This is a genomic window from Frateuria sp., assembly GCF_013362045.1.
Taxonomy (GTDB): Bacteria; Pseudomonadota; Gammaproteobacteria; order Xanthomonadales; family Rhodanobacteraceae; genus Frateuria_A.
Map to the genome: position 1 here is coordinate 1 of NZ_JABFWW010000151.1, position 15,093 is coordinate 15,093.

Annotated in this window: 17 protein-coding genes; 12 read left to right on the forward strand and 5 right to left on the reverse strand. The window is 68.4% G+C overall.

What is annotated here, in order from left to right; all coding sequences use genetic code 11:
• Window positions 1-2 precede the first annotated feature (2 nt).
• From HOQ08_RS07285 to HOQ08_RS07315, 7 genes are all read left to right on the forward strand, one after another.
• Window positions 3-143 (forward strand): lipoprotein, encoded by a 141-nt coding sequence (locus HOQ08_RS07285; protein WP_291192854.1) that lies wholly within the window; start codon window positions 3-5, stop codon window positions 141-143.
• 5 nt (window positions 144-148) lie between these two features.
• Window positions 149-982 (forward strand): diaminopimelate epimerase, encoded by an 834-nt coding sequence (gene dapF / locus HOQ08_RS07290; protein WP_291192803.1) that lies wholly within the window; start codon window positions 149-151, stop codon window positions 980-982.
• Between the two features lie 86 nt (window positions 983-1,068).
• Complete coding sequence (locus HOQ08_RS07295; protein WP_291192805.1) at window positions 1,069-1,755, forward strand: DUF484 family protein; 687 nt, start codon at window positions 1,069-1,071, stop codon at window positions 1,753-1,755.
• A 20-nt stretch (window positions 1,756-1,775) separates the two neighbouring features.
• Window positions 1,776-2,660, forward strand: coding sequence for a tyrosine recombinase XerC (gene xerC / locus HOQ08_RS07300; RefSeq protein WP_291192807.1), 885 nt, complete (start codon window positions 1,776-1,778; stop codon window positions 2,658-2,660).
• 154 nt (window positions 2,661-2,814) lie between these two features.
• Window positions 2,815-3,381 (forward strand): ATP-dependent protease subunit HslV, encoded by a 567-nt coding sequence (hslV, locus tag HOQ08_RS07305; RefSeq protein ID WP_291192809.1) that lies wholly within the window; start codon window positions 2,815-2,817, stop codon window positions 3,379-3,381.
• 67 nt (window positions 3,382-3,448) lie between these two features.
• Entirely contained in the window at window positions 3,449-4,786 is a 1,338-nt protein-coding gene (gene hslU / locus HOQ08_RS07310; protein WP_291192811.1) for an ATP-dependent protease ATPase subunit HslU, read from the forward strand.
• A gap of 36 nt (window positions 4,787-4,822) precedes the next feature.
• On the forward strand, window positions 4,823-5,437 hold the full coding sequence (locus HOQ08_RS07315; RefSeq protein WP_291192813.1) for a hypothetical protein: 615 nt from the start codon (window positions 4,823-4,825) through the stop codon (window positions 5,435-5,437).
• Between the two features lie 72 nt (window positions 5,438-5,509).
• Here the strand turns inward: HOQ08_RS07315 and HOQ08_RS07320 are convergent, their stop codons facing one another.
• Entirely contained in the window at window positions 5,510-6,112 is a 603-nt protein-coding gene (locus HOQ08_RS07320; protein WP_291192815.1) for a cation transporter, read from the reverse strand.
• A 121-nt stretch (window positions 6,113-6,233) separates the two neighbouring features.
• On the opposite strand from HOQ08_RS07320, the gene rbsK reads away from it, so the two are divergent.
• Window positions 6,234-7,124 carry a ribokinase gene (gene rbsK, locus HOQ08_RS07325; protein ID WP_291192817.1) on the forward strand — a complete coding sequence of 297 codons (891 nt, stop codon included), beginning with the start codon at window positions 6,234-6,236 and terminating at the stop codon, window positions 7,122-7,124.
• Window positions 7,125-7,139: 15 nt separating this feature from the next.
• Here the strand turns inward: rbsK and mnmE are convergent, their stop codons facing one another.
• The 4 genes from mnmE to rpmH all read right to left on the reverse strand — a co-directional run bounded on the left by mnmE (window position 7,140) and on the right by rpmH (window position 10,823).
• Entirely contained in the window at window positions 7,140-8,480 is a 1,341-nt protein-coding gene (mnmE, locus tag HOQ08_RS07330) for a tRNA uridine-5-carboxymethylaminomethyl(34) synthesis GTPase MnmE (protein WP_291192819.1), read from the reverse strand.
• A 62-nt stretch (window positions 8,481-8,542) separates the two neighbouring features.
• Window positions 8,543-10,234: a membrane protein insertase YidC gene (gene yidC, locus HOQ08_RS07335; protein WP_291192821.1), complete on the reverse strand. Its 1,692-nt coding sequence runs from the start codon at window positions 10,232-10,234 to the stop codon at window positions 8,543-8,545.
• Window positions 10,235-10,295: 61 nt separating this feature from the next.
• Window positions 10,296-10,673: a ribonuclease P protein component gene (rnpA, locus tag HOQ08_RS07340; RefSeq protein ID WP_291192823.1), complete on the reverse strand. Its 378-nt coding sequence runs from the start codon at window positions 10,671-10,673 to the stop codon at window positions 10,296-10,298.
• Window positions 10,674-10,688: 15 nt separating this feature from the next.
• The gene (gene rpmH, locus HOQ08_RS07345) at window positions 10,689-10,823 is read right to left on the reverse strand and encodes a 50S ribosomal protein L34 (protein ID WP_007510029.1); all 135 of its coding nucleotides are present in this window, start codon (window positions 10,821-10,823) and stop codon (window positions 10,689-10,691) included.
• A gap of 183 nt (window positions 10,824-11,006) precedes the next feature.
• Here rpmH and dnaA point away from each other — a divergent pair, with 183 nt between their 5' ends.
• From dnaA to HOQ08_RS07365, 4 genes are all read left to right on the forward strand, one after another.
• Window positions 11,007-12,338 (forward strand): chromosomal replication initiator protein DnaA, encoded by a 1,332-nt coding sequence (gene dnaA, locus HOQ08_RS07350; RefSeq protein WP_291192846.1) that lies wholly within the window; start codon window positions 11,007-11,009, stop codon window positions 12,336-12,338.
• A 226-nt stretch (window positions 12,339-12,564) separates the two neighbouring features.
• Window positions 12,565-13,665, forward strand: coding sequence for a DNA polymerase III subunit beta (dnaN, locus tag HOQ08_RS07355; protein ID WP_291192848.1), 1,101 nt, complete (start codon window positions 12,565-12,567; stop codon window positions 13,663-13,665).
• A gap of 87 nt (window positions 13,666-13,752) precedes the next feature.
• Entirely contained in the window at window positions 13,753-14,832 is a 1,080-nt protein-coding gene (gene recF, locus HOQ08_RS07360) for a DNA replication/repair protein RecF (RefSeq protein WP_291192850.1), read from the forward strand.
• 65 nt (window positions 14,833-14,897) lie between these two features.
• Window positions 14,898-15,093 (forward strand): hypothetical protein (locus HOQ08_RS07365; protein ID WP_291192852.1); only part of this gene is annotated, 196 nt, incomplete at its 3' end.

A 15,093-nucleotide genomic window follows, 5' to 3' on the forward strand; every position in this document is an offset into this window, starting at 1 on the left:
AGGTGCTGCTGACCGCCGGCGTGCTCGCCGGTTGCGGCAACAAGGGACCTCTGGTGCTGCCGCCGCCGGCGCAACCAGGCAGCACGGTGGCGCCCGCCGCCTCCGTGCCGGCCCCGGCCGCGAGCGCGCCGCTGCCGGGCTGACCGCCATGCGCTTCTCCAAGATGCACGGCATCGGCAACGATTTCGTGCTGGTCGATGCAAGGCGCTCGCCGCTTGCGCTCAGGCCTGCGCAGATCCGTGCGCTGGCCGACCGCCACACCGGCATCGGCTGTGACCAGCTGCTGAGCGTGGAAGCGCCGCGCGATCCGTCGTGCGCCTTCTACTACGGCATCTGGAACGCCGACGGCAGCCCCTCGGGCCAGTGCGGCAACGGCGTGCGCTGCGTGGCGGCCTGGCTGCACCGCGCCGGCGTGCTGGCGCCGGACGAGGCGGTGCGGATCGAAAGCCCCTCCGGCCCGGTGATGGTGCGCGTGCTCGATGCGCAGCGCGTCACCGTGGACATGGGCGAGCCGGTGTTCGATCCGGCGCGCGTCCCGCTGCTGGCCGGCGGCCCGTCCGGCAGCTATCCGCTCACGCTCGAGGACGGCACCGTGCACGTGGGCGCGGTCTCGATGGGCAACCCGCACGCGGTCCTGCTGGTGCAGGACCTGGCCGATGCCGCGCTGGAACGCCTCGGGCCGCAGCTGACCGGCCATCCGCATTTCCCGCAGGGCGCCAACGCCGGCTTCGTGCGGATCCTCGACCGCAACCACCTGCAGCTGCGCGTGCACGAGCGCGGCGCCGGCTGGACGCAGGCCTGCGGCACCGGCGCCTGCGCCGCGATGGCGGTGCTGCGCGCACGCGGCCAGGTGGACGAGCGCGTGCAGGTCGACCTGCCTGGCGGCCGGTTGCAGATCGACTGGCCCGGTTCCGGGCACACGCTGTGGATGACCGGCCCCGCCGCGTTCGCCTTCGAAGGCGAGTGGCTGCCCCGCGAATGATGGGACGCAATGCATTGATGCGCGGCCGCGCGCGTCGCACACTCCGGGCAGGCCGATCCGCCGCCTGACGTTCCCTAGGTCGCTCCATGTCCGATACCGTGCTCGACGAGATCCCAGGCGCCACCGCCGTGGCTGCGTACCTCAAGCGCCATCCGCACTTCCTGGCCGACTACCCGGACCTCGCCGCGCAGCTCACGCTGCCGCGCAGCGAAGGCCCGGTCGCCTCGCTGGCGATGTACCAGCTGCAGCAGCTGCGCGAGAAGAATGCCGAGCTGGAGCGTCGCCTGGCCGAGCTGATCGCCATCGCCGCCGACAACGAGCGGCTGATGCAACGCGTGCACGAGCTGCACGTGACCATGCTGCGCGCGGCCACGCCCGCGCTCGCCGCGCGCAGCGTGATCAGCCGGCTGGCCAGCGATTTCCGTATCGAGCAGGTACGGCTGCTGTTGTTCGGCCATGCCCATGGCCTGCCGCAGGCCGAATGGCTGGTGGTCGAACCAGGCGGCCGCAGCGGGATGACCGAATTCGCGGGCTTCCTGGGCAACCACGAGCCGCTGGTCGGCCGGCTCTCGGCCGAGCGCCTGTACCGGCTGTTCGGCGACCACGCGCCCGAGGTGCAATCGGCGGCGGTGATGCCGCTGGGCGAGCTGGGCCTGCTCGCGCTGGGCAGCGCCGATCCGAACCACTTCCAGCCCGGCATGGGCACGCTGTTCCTGAAGATGCTCGGCGCCACGGTGAACGCCGCGCTGACGCGCTCGCAGGAGCTGGCCTGAACGCGACCGACGCGAAGGCCGTGCCGCGCGCGCAGGTCGAGGCCTGGCTCGGCCGCCTCGCCGGCGAACGCCAGGCTTCGGTGCACACCACGGCCGCCTACCGCCGCGACCTGGACAAGCTGCTCGATTGGATGGACGCCCAGGGCATCGGCGACTTCGCCGCGCTGGCGCCGCACCGGCTACGCGCCTTCGTCGCCGCCGAGCATCGCAGCGGGCTCTCGCCCAAGAGCCTGCAGCGCCTGCTGTCCTCCTGCCGCAGCCTGTTCCGCCAGCTCACCCGCGAGGGCCTGCTCGCGCACGACCCCGCCGCCGGCGTGCGCGGCCCGAAGGTGCACCGCAAGCTGCCGCAGGTGCTGGACGTGGACGAGGCCGGCGCGCTGGTGGAAAACACCGGCGATGGCGCGCTCGCCCTGCGCGACCGCGCCATGCTGGAGCTGTTCTATTCCTCCGGCCTGCGGCTGTCCGAGCTGTGCGGCCTGCGCTGGGGCGACCTGCAGCTCGACGAGGGCGAAGTGCGCGTGCTCGGCAAGGGCGCCAAGACGCGCATCGTGCCGGTGGGCAGCCACGCCGTGGCCGCGCTGCGCGCGCTTGGCCGGGCCGAAGGCATGGCGCCGACCGCCCCGGTGTTCCGCGGCCGTGCCGGCGCGCCGATCAGCCCGCGCACGGTGCAAGGACGGCTCAAGCAGCTGGCGCTGGCGCAGGGCTTCGCCAAGCGCGTGCACCCGCACCTGCTGCGGCACACCTTCGCCAGCCACATGCTCGAATCCTCCGGCGACCTGCGCGCCGTGCAGGAGCTGCTGGGCCACGCCGACATCGCCACCACGCAGATCTATACCCACCTGGATTTCCAGCACCTGGCGAAGGTCTACGACGCGGCGCACCCGCGCGCGCGGCGCAAGGGTTGAGCCCGTGGCTCGTTCTCTCCGGCATCGCCGGGGAGAGGGCGAGTCTTTGCTCCTGGCGTCTGGCGCGCTGAAGCCCACCTACGTCGCGTGGCAATGTTGAAGGCCACTCCGGCGGCCCCATGTATGCCCGCTGCAGCCTCTCGCGGAGCCGTCCATGGAATCCTTCCACGCCACCACCATCCTTTCGGTCCGCCGCGGCGGACGCGTCGTGCTGGGCGGCGATGGCCAGGTCACCCTGGGCAACACGGTGATGAAGTCCAACGCCCGCAAGATCCGCCGGCTGGGCAAGGGTGACGTGCTGGCCGGCTTCGCCGGCGCCACCGCCGATGCGTTCACGCTGTTCGAACTGTTCGAACAGAAGCTGGACAAGCACGGCAACAACCTCACCCGCGCGGCGGTGGAGATGGCCAAGGAATGGCGCACCGACCGCCGCTTCGGCAAGCTCGAGGCGATGCTGGCGGTGGCCGACAAGGACGCCTCGCTGCTGATCTCCGGCAACGGCGACGTGCTGGAACCGGAGCACGGCCTGATCGCGATCGGCTCGGGCGGCCCCTACGCGCAGGCGGCGGCACTCTCGCTGCTGGAGAACACCGACATGGATGCGCGCGCGATCGTCGAGAAGGCGCTGAAGATCGCCGGCGACATCTGCATCTATACCAACCACAGCACGACCATCGAAGAGCTGGCGGCGGGATCGGGAAACGGGGAACAGGGAACGTGAAGCCTCCCGCTTGCCCTGCAGTCGACGTTCCCCGCTTCCCGTTTCCCCTTCCCCATCCGGTCACCCCATGAGCGAACTCACCCCCCGCGAAATCGTCAACGAGCTGGACCGCTACATCGTCGGCCAGAGCGACGCCAAGCGCGCCGTCGCCATCGCGCTGCGCAACCGCTGGCGGCGCATGCAGCTGGACCCGGACCTGCGCAACGAGGTCACGCCCAAGAACATCCTGATGATCGGGCCCACCGGCGTGGGCAAGACCGAGATCGCGCGCCGCCTGGCCACGCTAGCCAACGCGCCGTTCGTGAAGGTGGAGGCGACCAAGTTCACCGAGGTCGGCTACGTCGGCAAGGACGTCGAGTCGATCATCCGCGACCTGGCCGACGTGGCCTACAAGCTCACCCGCGACCAGGCGGTCAAACGCGTGCGCTCGCAGGCCGAGGACCGCGCCGAGGACCGCATCCTCGATGCGCTGCTGCCGCGCCGGCAGACCGCCAGCGACTGGTCGCACGACCTCACCGTCGCCGCGCCCGACAACGACACCCGCCAGAAGCTGCGCAAGCAGCTGCGCGAGGGCACGCTGGACGAGCGCGAGATCGAGCTGGACTTCGCCATGAACGTAGGCGTGGAGATCATGTCCCCGCCCGGCATGGAGGAGATGGGCGCGCAGCTGCGCCAGATGTTCCAGAACATCGGCGGTGCGCGCACGCAGCAGCGCAAGCTCTCGATCAAGGCGGCCCGTCCGCTGCTGATCGACGAGGAGGCCGGCAAGCTGCTCAACGACGAGGAGATCCGCACGCAGGCGGTCGAGGCAGCCGAACAGAACGGCATCGTCTTCATCGACGAGATCGACAAGGTGGCGCAACGCTCTGAATGGGGAGGCGCCGGGGTCAGCCGCGAGGGCGTGCAGCGCGATTTGCTGCCGCTGGTGGAAGGCTCCACCGTGTCGACCAAGTATGGCCCGCTCAAGACCGACCACATGCTGTTCATCGCCTCGGGCGCGTTCTCGCTCTCCAAGCCTTCGGACCTGATCCCCGAGCTGCAGGGCCGGTTGCCCATCCGCGTGGAGCTGTCGGCGCTGTCGGTGGACGATTTCAAGCGCATCCTGCGCGAGCCGCACAACGCACTGACCAAACAGTACGTGGCGCTGCTGGGCACCGAGGGCGTGACCATCGAATTCACCGATTCGGGCATCGATCGGCTGGCCGAAGTGGCCTGCCAGGTGAACGAGCGCACCGAGAACATCGGCGCCCGCCGCCTGCACACGGTGATGGAGCGGCTGCTGGAAAGGATCTCGTTCGAGGCCGCGGACAAGTCCGGCGAAAAATACCTGATCGACGCCGATCAGGTAGACAAGAGCCTGGCTTCTCTCGTGAAGAACCAGGATCTGAGCCGTTACATCCTCTGAACAAGCCACGCGGACCCCTCTGGTAAAATTCCCGTCATGGGCAAGGTCATCGAACTCAAAACCACCGGCCAGCGCGCGCAGCTGCGCGAGGCGCAGCAGCAGCAGCAGCTGATCCGGTTGTGGCGCGCCGAGCTGGAGCACGGCAGCTTTTGCGGCTACGTGGGCGGCGTCGGCCGCGAGTTCTTCCTGCTGTGGGTGGTCGGCGACGGCATCACCTATGACGGCATGTACGTGATGCGCCACCGCGACGTGTCCGAGCTGGAAACGCCGGACAAGCACCACGTGTTCATGGAGAAGGCGCTCAAGCACAAGCAGCTGCTGCCGCGCACGCCGCGGGGCTTCCCGCTCGACTCGATCCGCGAGGTGGTCCAGGCCGCCGGCAAGCTCGCGCCGGTGATCGGCGTGCACGTGGACAGCGAGGACGAGGCCGAGGTCTGCTACATCGGCAAGCTGGTCGGCGTGGAAGAGGATGGCTTCACCCTGCAGGAGATCAGTCCCGACGCCGAATGGCTGCGCGAGGCGTCGTTCTTCGCCTGGGACGAGGTTTCCACGATCAGCATGGAAGACGGCTACGCGCAGGCGCTGCTGGCCGTGGCCGGCACGCCGCCGCCGCTGGAGCAGGGCGATTCGGGCATCGGCCGCGCACACTGACCCGGCTCCGCGGGTTGCGTAGGGTGGGCCTGGGCCTACCCATTCCTTGGAAGACGTGGTGACTGAAGCCGCCTAGGCTTGCGCCTCGCGGTGTTCCTCGCGCGCCGCCTCCCATACCTCGCGCGCCGCGTCGGCGTTCATCGCCGCGATGCCCAGGCCGACCACCACGTCCGGCCATACCGAAGCGGTCCATGCCGTAAGTCCGCCGGCGACGATGATCGCTACGTTGGCATACGCATCGTTGCGCGCCGACAGGAACGCCGCGCGAGTGAGGCTGCCGGCGTGGTGGCGATAGCGCGCCAGCATGAGCGCGCAGGCGAGGTTCACCACCAGCGCGCCCAAGCCGGTCAGCGACAGCGGCACGGCGGCGGGCGGCACCGGCACATGCAGCTTCTGCCATAGCGCCCACAGCAGCGCCAGCGCAGGCAGCAGCAGGATTCCCGCCAGCGCCATGCCCACCCGCGCCCGTGCGCGCAGGCTCCAGTCCAGCGCCAGGAAGATCAGCAGATTGACCGAGGTGTCTTCCAGGAAGTCGATGCTGTCGGCGAACAGCGAAACCGAGCCGATCGCCAGCGCCACCGCGAACTCCACGCCGAAGTAGGCGAGGTTGAGCAACGCCACCCACCGCACCGTTCGATGCAGTGCGGAGGCCGGTGTGGGTGTGGAGGGCGACACGCCTGGCTCCCGGAACAAGGCAGAAACATCATCTTCCCATGGCCAGCGTGACGGCGCCGGCGTGCGGCCTCGAAGGCGGCGGCCGCTATGCTTGGCATTTGGTCCGCTCCCGGGGAACCGCATGGTCCGCCGCATCGCCGTCGTCGGCAGCATCAACATGGACCTGGTCACCCAGGCGCCGCACTTTCCCCAGCCGGGCGAGACGTTGCTGGGCGAAGGTTTCGTCACCGTACCCGGCGGCAAGGGCGCCAACCAGGCGGTGGCGGCCGCGCGGCTGGGTGCCGAGGTCGCGCTGGTCGGTGCGCTGGGCCGCGACGCGTTCGGCGACCTGCTGCACGCAGGCCTGCGGCGCGAGGGCATCAACCTCGACCACGTGCAGCGTCCGGACGACACGACCAGCGGCACCGCCTCGATCACCGTCGCCGGCGGCGAGAACCAGATCATCGTGGTGCCTGCCGCCAACGCCCGGGTCACGCCGGCGCAGGTGGAATCCGCCCGCGGGGCGCTCGCTGGCGCGGACGTGGTGCTCGTGCAGATGGAGATCCCATTGGAAGCCATCGAGGCGACCTTGCGGCTGGGCCGGCGCCTGGGCGTGCCGGTGATCCTCAACCCGGCACCGGCGCGGCCGCTGCCGGCCGAGTGGCTCGGGCTGGCGCGCTACCTGACCCCCAACCAGCACGAACTGGCGACCTTGCTGGGCGCCGATCCGGCCGAAGACTTTCAGGTCCTGCTGCGCCGCGCGCCCGTCCCCGTCGTGCTCACCCGCGGCCACGAAGGCGCCTGGTACCAGGAGCAAGGCGAACCGGTCCACCAGCATGCCTTCGACGTCGAAGTCGCCGACAGCACCGGTGCCGGCGACACCTTCAACGCCGCACTCGCCGTGTTCCTGCACGAAGGCTTGCCCACCGCCGTACGCAAGGCCTGCGCCGCCGCCGCGCTGGCAGTCACGCGCCTGGGTGCGCAGCAGGGCATGCCGCGGGCACAGGAACTCGACGCCTTCCTTGCCCGCTGACCGCGTGCCGCGCGATCACTTGCCGATGCAGAAGCTGCCGAAGATGGCGCCGAGCAGGTCATCGCTGCTGTAGCTGCCGGTGATCTCGCCCAGCGCATGCTGGGCCTGGCGCAGATCTTCGGCGGCCAGCTCGCCGGCGCGGGTGGCGGCGAGCGCGCCGGCGGCGTGTTCGAGGTGCGCCTGCACACCCTCGAGCGCCTGCACGTGACGACGCCGGGCGCTGAAGGCCCCTTCGCCGCTGCCGGCACCGGCACGCTGCTTCAGTTCCGTGCGCAGGGCGTCGAGGCCTGCGCCGGTGTGGGCGGAAATCCACAGCCAGTGCACGCCTTCGCGCCGCGCAACGTGCGGCGGCGTACTGGCCAGGTCGATCTTGTTGACCAGCACCAGCCGCGCCACGTTCGCGGGAAGTTGCGCGAGCAGGGCAAGGTCGGCCTCCTCCCCGTTCGCGTCGGTGACCAGCAAGACGAGGTCGGCACGGGTCAGCTCGCCATGGGCGCGGCGCACGCCTTCGCGCTCGACCTCGTCCTCGGTGTGGCGCAGGCCGGCTGTGTCGGCCAGTTCCAGCACCACGCCATCCAGGTTCACCGATTCGCGCAGCACGTCGCGGGTGGTGCCGGCGATCGGCGTGACGATGGCGCGCTCGCTTCGCGCCAGTGCGTTGAGCAGGCTGGACTTGCCCACGTTCGGCCGACCCACGATGGCGACCTTGAGGCCGTCGGTCAGGCGCACGCCGCGGCGCGTCTCGGCAAGCAGCCCGTCCAGCCGCGTGCGCAGGTCGTCGAGCTGGCGGGCGATGGCCGGATCCGCCAGGAAATCGATTTCCTCTTCCGGAAAATCGATGGCCGCCTCGACGTGCACGCGCAGCGCCACCAGGGCTTCGAGCAGCGCGTGCACCTGTTGCGAGAAGGCGCCTTCGAGCGAGCGCAGCGCGGCGCGCGCGCCGGCTTCGGAGCGGGCCGCGATCAGGTCGGCGACCGCCTCGGCCTGCGCCAGGTCCAGCTTGCCGTTGAGGAAGGCCCGCTCGGTGAACTCGCCCGGCCGCGCCAGCCGCGCGCCCAGCGTGCAGACGCGGCGCAGCAGCAGGTCGAGCAGCACGGCACTGCCGTGGCCCTGCAGCTCGAGCACGTGTTCGCCGGTGTAGGAATGCGGTGCGGGGAAATAGAGCAGCAGGCCGCGATCGATCAGGCCGCCGTCCTCGTCGCGCAACGCGGCCAAATGCGCATGGCGCGATTGCGGCGGGCGCCCGAGCAGCGCTTCGGCGATGGCCGGCACCCGCGGTCCCGACACGCGCACCACGCCGATGCCCGCCGCGCCGGGGGCGCTGGCGATCGCGGCGATGGTGTCGGTGTCGGCCATGCGCCAAGCATAGCGGGCGCGTATGGCGCGCCCGCGAGCCCGCGAGCCCGCGAGCGGCTCGATCAGGCCTTTGCCTTTGCGTCGCCCTGCTCGACCTGATGGGTGATGTACCACTGCTGGGCCAGGCCGGTGATGCCGTTGACCACGTAGTACAGGCACAGGCCGGCGGGGAAGAAGGCGAACAGCACCGCGAACACCAGCGGCATGAACTTCATCATCTTCGCCTGGGTCGGGTCCATGCCGGTGGCGGGCATCAGGTACTGCTGGCCCAGCATCACCAGCGTGTACAGCGCCGGCAGCACGAAGAACGGGTCGGGCATCGACAGGTCGTGGATCCAGCCCACGAACGGCGCCTGGCGCAGCTCCACGCTCTCGCGCAGCACTTCGTACAGGCCGTAGAAGATCGGAATGGTGATCAGCACCGGAAGGCAGCCGGTCATCGGGTTGACCTTCTCCTTCTTGTACAGCTCCATCATCGCCATCTGCATCTTCTGCTTGTCGTCGCCGAAGCGCTCCTTGAGCGCGGCCACGCGCGGCTGCAGCTTGCGCATCTTGGCGCTGGAGCGGTACTGGGCGGCCGTGAGCTTCCAGGTCAGGCCCTTGATGATCAGCACCAGCAGGATGATCGCCACGCCCCAGTTGCCGCTGATCTTCTCGAGCCAGGACAGGAGCGCGTGCATCGGCTGGGCGATCACGGTGAACACGCCGTAGTTGGTGGCCAGCGACAATCCCGGAGCGACGGTGTCAAGGGTGCCGGTGAGCTTGGGACCGATGTACAGGCGCGCGTCGCTGCTGGCGCTCTGGCCGGGCGCGACGGCGAGCGGGGAGCTCACGGTACGGATCAGGTAGGTGGGGTGCTCGCCGCCGGCATTGACCACGTCGGTGCTGTAGCTGGACGTCTGTTGCGCGGGCGGGATCCAGGCGGCGAAGAAGTAGTGCTGCAGCATCGCGGCCCAGCCGCCGGCGAAGGTCTGGTGCAGCGGGTCCTTCTGGAACTTGTCGAAGGCGAGCGACTGGAAATGGTCCTCCGGGCTGTACCAGGCAGCGCCGAAGAAGCTGGCTGCGGAGGGGTCGGTCATGTTCTGCAGCCAGCCGGTATGCGCCGGGCGCGGCGCCCGCTGCAGCTGCTCGTAGGCGTTGCCCTGCCAGGGTGCGGCACCGGCGTTGTCGATGCGCTGGCTCAGGGCCACTTCGTAGCTGCCGCGCTTGAGCGTGTAGCTCTTGGTGACCTTGATGCCGTCCTGCTGCCAGGTCAGGTCGGCCTTCAGCTGCGGCTGGCCGCTGGCCAGTTCGTAATGGGTCTGCGCCGACTGGAACAGCGCGCGGTGATCCGGTGCCGGGCTGCCGGCGCTGACCAAGCCGCTCTGCGCGACGAAGTAGTCGCCGGCCGCATCGTCGAGCAGCCGCACCGGCGGCGGATTGGGGTGCTTCTTGGTGACCGGCTCGGCCGGATAGGCCAGCAGCTCCGCACGCACCACGCTGCCGCCGCGGGTGTCGATGGTCAGGCGCAGCACGTCGTTGCTGAGGGTGATCAGCTGGCCGGCGGCGGTGGCGGGCACGCCGCTGGCGATCGCGGGTGTGGCGGTCGACACGGCACCGGGCACCGCGTTGTCCGCCGGCGGGGTTGCGCTGCTGGCCGCCACGGGGCTGCCAGTGACGGCCGGCGCGGGCGCATAGTCCTTCTCCCAGGCCATCCAGAGCAGGTAGGCCACGGCCATCAGGGCAAACAGGAGAAACGTGCGCGTCTGGTTCATCGCGGAGCAATTCCGGTGGCGCCGCGGATGCAAGCCGCGGAGGGACTGGGCAAGGGGGAGGTCAACACGCGATTGTGCCGGTGCCTTCGATGGGCTTCAACGGCGGCAGCTTGCGCCAGAGCGCATCGATCTCGGCCAGGAGCTCGTGGCCGGGCAGGCCGGCGGCAGCCTCGCGCGCCATCACGACCACGTCGATCGGCGGCAATTGCGCCCGGGCACGGCGGAACGACTCGCGCAGCAGGCGCTTGATCCGGTTGCGCTCGACCGCGCGCTTGGACACGCGCTTGGAGATGGCCAGGCCCAGCCGCGCATGGTCCAGCCCGTTGGGTCGATAGCGCACAGAAAAACAGCGGCCGCCGAAGCGACCGCTGGCGTGACGCAGGGCGGCAAAGTCGCCGGCGCGGCGGATCCGCGCATCGCGCGGCAGGCCGGCGGGCATGGCGCTCTGGCCCGCTTACGGGATCAGGCGCTTGCGACCCTTGGCGCGACGGGCGTTGAGCACCTTGCGGCCGTCGGCGGTCGCCATGCGGGCACGGAAGCCGTGGGTGCGGGCGCGCTTGAGCTTGCTCGGCTGGAAGGTCCGCTTCATGGCTTTGGCTCCAGAAGAAAGTCGATAAAAAGGTTGGAAATTATGAGGCTTGCGTGCGCAAGCTGTCAAACCGCCCTTGATGCGGCCTGTGGACATCGCTGGGGATATGCTGGGGACTTGGCTGCTAGACTTGCCGGTCCACCCTGCGCGATGAGCGCCCCTTCGTCGGTCAAGAACTATCCCATGAGTGATTTGTGGCGGCGCTGCCTCGAGCGTCTGGAAAGCGAGCTGAGCGCCGAGGAGCTGCATACCTGGCTGATGCCGCTGCAGGCGCGTGAGGATGATGTCGAGGTACAGCTGTTCGCGCCGAATCCGTACACGCTGGATACGGTTCGCGAACGCTACCTGCCGCGCATCGAGGCCGTGCTGGCCCAGCTGGCAGGCCGCCCGCGCGCGGTGCGGCTGGAAGTGGGATCGAGCGCGCCACGCGCCGCTGCCAGGCCGGCGGCGGCCAAGGTGGCCGTGACCGCGGAACCCGCGGCAGCATCTTCCTTCGCACACAATCTCGATCCGCACTACACCTTCGAGACCTTCGTCGAGGGCAAGTCCAATCAGCTGGGCAAGGCCGCCGCCATGCAGGTGGCGATGAACCCCGGCCGCGCCTACAACCCGCTGCTGCTCTACGGCGGCACCGGCCTGGGCAAGACCCACCTGATGCACGCGGCCGGCAACCTGATGCGCGAACGCAACGTCAGCTGCAAGGTGCTGTACCTGCGCTCGGAGCAGTTCGTCGGCGCCATGATCGAGGCGCTGCGCACCAAGAACATGGACCAGTTCAAGCAGCGTTTCCGCTCGGTCGACGCGCTCCTGATCGACGACATCCAGTTCTTCGCCGGCAAGGACACCACGCAGGAGGAGTTCTTCCACACCTTCAATGCGCTGTTCGAGTCCAAGCAGCAGATCATCCTGACCTGCGACCGCTACCCGAAGGAAGTGGACAAGCTCGAGCCGCGGCTGAAATCCCGCCTGGGCTGGGGCCTGTCGGTGGCGATCGAGCCGCCGGACTTCGAAACGCGCGCGGCGATCCTTTTGTCCAAGGCGCACGACAAGGGCGTGGCGGTGAGCGAGAACGTGGCGATGCTGCTGGCCAAGCGCATCCGCTCCAACGTGCGCGACCTGGAAGGGGCGCTCAACACGCTGGCGGCGCGGGCCAACTTCTACGGCAAGCCGATCACCACCGATTTCGCCGAGGAAACCCTGCGCGACCTGCTGGCCACCCATGCGCAGGCGGTGACGGTGCCCAACATCCAGAAGATCACTGCCGAATACTTCAACGTGCGCCTGCAGGACCTGTTGTCCAAGCGGCGCGTGCGTTCGCTGGCGCGGCCGCGGCAGATCGCGATGGCGCTGTCGAAGGAGCTGACCGAGCACAGCCTGCCGGAGATCGGTGAAGCGTTCGGCGGGCGCGACCACACCACGGTGCTGCATGCCTGCCGCACGATCCGGAAGCTGTGCGAAACCGATGCGCGCATGCGCCAGGACTGGGAACAACTGATCCGGGTGCTGACGGGGTAAACGCTTGAAAAGGGGTGGCCCAAGCTGTGGATAATAGGTGGATGTTTCGAGCCGCGGACTTATCCACAATCGGCCCACAGCAGGCAAGCCCAGTTAGGCACACCGGGAAAGCTTTGCAAGATACTGATTTCATTGTCTAAAAAGGCGAATTCCGGTTATCCACCGCGCCTACAACAACCACCAGCTTTCTTTTAAAAACAGAGCAACAGCCAGGGGAAGCCCACACATGCAATTCAGCATCCAACGAGAAGCTTTGCTCAAGCCGCTGCAGCAAGTAGTGGGCGTGGTCGAGCGGCGACAAACACTGCCGGTGCTGGCCAACCTGCTGGTGAAGGTCGCCGATGGCCGTGTCGCATTGACCGGCACCGATCTGGAAGTGGAGATGATCGCGTCCACCGCCGCTGACCTAGCGAGCGAGGGTGAGACCACCATTCCCGCGCGCAAGCTTTTCGACATCGTGCGCGCGCTTCCCGACGGCGTGCGGATCGATCTCAAGCTCAATGGCGACCGGGTGGGGCTGACTGCCGGCCGTAGTCGTTTCACCCTGGCCACACTGCCGGCCAGTGAATTTCCCACTATTGACGAGATCGAGCTCGTCGAGCGGGTGAGCCTGCCGGAAGAAGTCCTGCGCGACCTGATGGAGCGGACTGCTTTCGCCATGGCCAACCAGGATGTCCGTTACTACTTGAACGGCATGTTGCTGGACTTGCAGGAACACACGCTGCGCTGCGTATCCACCGACGGCCACCGCCTGGCCCTCAAGGAAACCAAGCTGGAGAGCAAGGTCGCCGCCCGTCGGCAAATCATCATCCCGCGCAAGGGCGTCAACGAGCTGATTGGCCTGTTCGAAACCGGCGACGGTCAAGTGGAGCTGGAGTTCGGGCGCAACCATCTGCGTGTGCGTCGTGGCGATGTGGTCTTCACATCCAAGCTGATCGACGGTCGCTTTCCCGACTACGAAGCGGTGATTCCGTTGGGTGCCGACAAGCGCGCCACGCTGGATCGCGAGGTGCTGCGCGGGGCTCTGCAGCGTGCGGCGATCCTTTCGAACGAAAAATACCGCGGCGTGAAGCTCGAGCTCTCACCAGGCAAGCTGCGCATCGTGGCGCACAACCCGGAGCAGGAAGAAGCCGTGGAGGAGGTCGAGGCCGATACCGTAGTGTCCGACCTGGCGGTGGGCTTCAACGTGGGTTACCTGCTTGATGCACTGTCGGCGTTGAAGGGTGAGCGTGCGCGGTTGAACCTGCGCGATGCCCAGTCGAGCTGTCTGGTGCAGGAAGACGACAACGAGCAATCGCGCCACGTGATCATGCCGTTGCGCCTCTGACCCTGTGAGGTCCAGACCTCCGAAGGTCGCCCCGCAACGCCGGAGCCGTCGCCAGACACTCCGGCGTTGCGCTTTTTGGGGCTTTGCATGAGATTCGAGCGCCTGCATATCCAGGGTTTGCGATGCCTCGCCGATGTGGCGGTGACGTTGGATGCAGGCATCCATGTCTTCGTGGGTCCGAACGGCGCGGGCAAGACCAGCGTGCTGGAGGCGGCCTATCTGCTTTCGCACGGACGCTCGTTCCGTAGCGGTGCCCGGGAGGCGCTGCTGCAGCGCGGCCGGGACACCTTGTCGGTGTTCGCAGAAGTGCAGGGGCAAGCCGGAGCGTTCCGTCGGCTAGGGCTAGGCAGGGTCGGTTCACGCTGGGAGGCGCGACTGGATGGCGCAGACGTGCCGCTAGGGCAGCTGGTTCAGGCTTGCGCGGTGGTCTGCTTCGAGCCCGGATCCCACGCCTTGATTGCCGGGGCTGCCGAAGAGCGAAGGCGCTTCCTCGACTGGGGCGTGTTCCACGTGGAACAGGACTTCATGGCCGCATGGCGGCGATACCAGCGGGCCTTGAAACAGCGCAATGCCTTGCTGCGCACCGGTGTGGTCGGGCCGAGCGAGCTTTATGCCCCATGGGAACAGGAGTTGGGGGCGGCGGGCGCCATCCTGGACGCCCACCGGCGGGCCTACCTCGATCGACTGCTGCCCCTGCTTGCCGAAGGTGCTGGTTACCTGCTGCCAGAGCTGGGACCCGTGAGCCTGCGCTATCGCCGCGGCTGGGCCGAGGACTGCCCGCTGTCGGAGGTGTTGGCGGAGCAACGAGGTCGGGACCTCGCGCGAACCCATACGACTGCGGGAGCTCACCGGGCGGACTGGTCGCTGTCGTTCGAACAAGCTCCTTTGCGGGAGCACCTGTCGCGCGGTCAGGAGAAGCTGACCGCGCTCGCCTGCCTGCTTGCCCAGGCGGAACTGCATGCCGCCCGCCGGGGCGAGTGGCCGGTCGTCTGTCTCGACGACCTGTCGTCGGAACTCGATCAGGCCCATCAATTGGCGGTGGTCGATCGGCTGGCCTCCGTGGGGGCGCAGGTGCTGGTCACCGGAACCGAGTGTCCGTTGCCCCTGCAGTCACGCCCGCATCGCCTGTTCCACGTGGAACAGGGGCAAATCCGCCCTCTGCTATAATCGCGCGATGGCTTTTCCCGCACCGGCGCCCGTCGGAAGGCGGGTGGCGTCGCAACGGGCAGGGCATGAACGCATCCTACGATTCGAGCAACATCAAGGTATTGAAGGGCCTGGAAGCGGTGCGCAAGCGCCCGGGCATGTACATCGGTGATACGGATGATGGCACCGGCCTGCATCACATGGTGTTCGAGGTCGTCGACAACTCGATCGACGAGGCCCTTGCCGGCTACTGCGACCACGTGACCGTTACCATCCTGGATG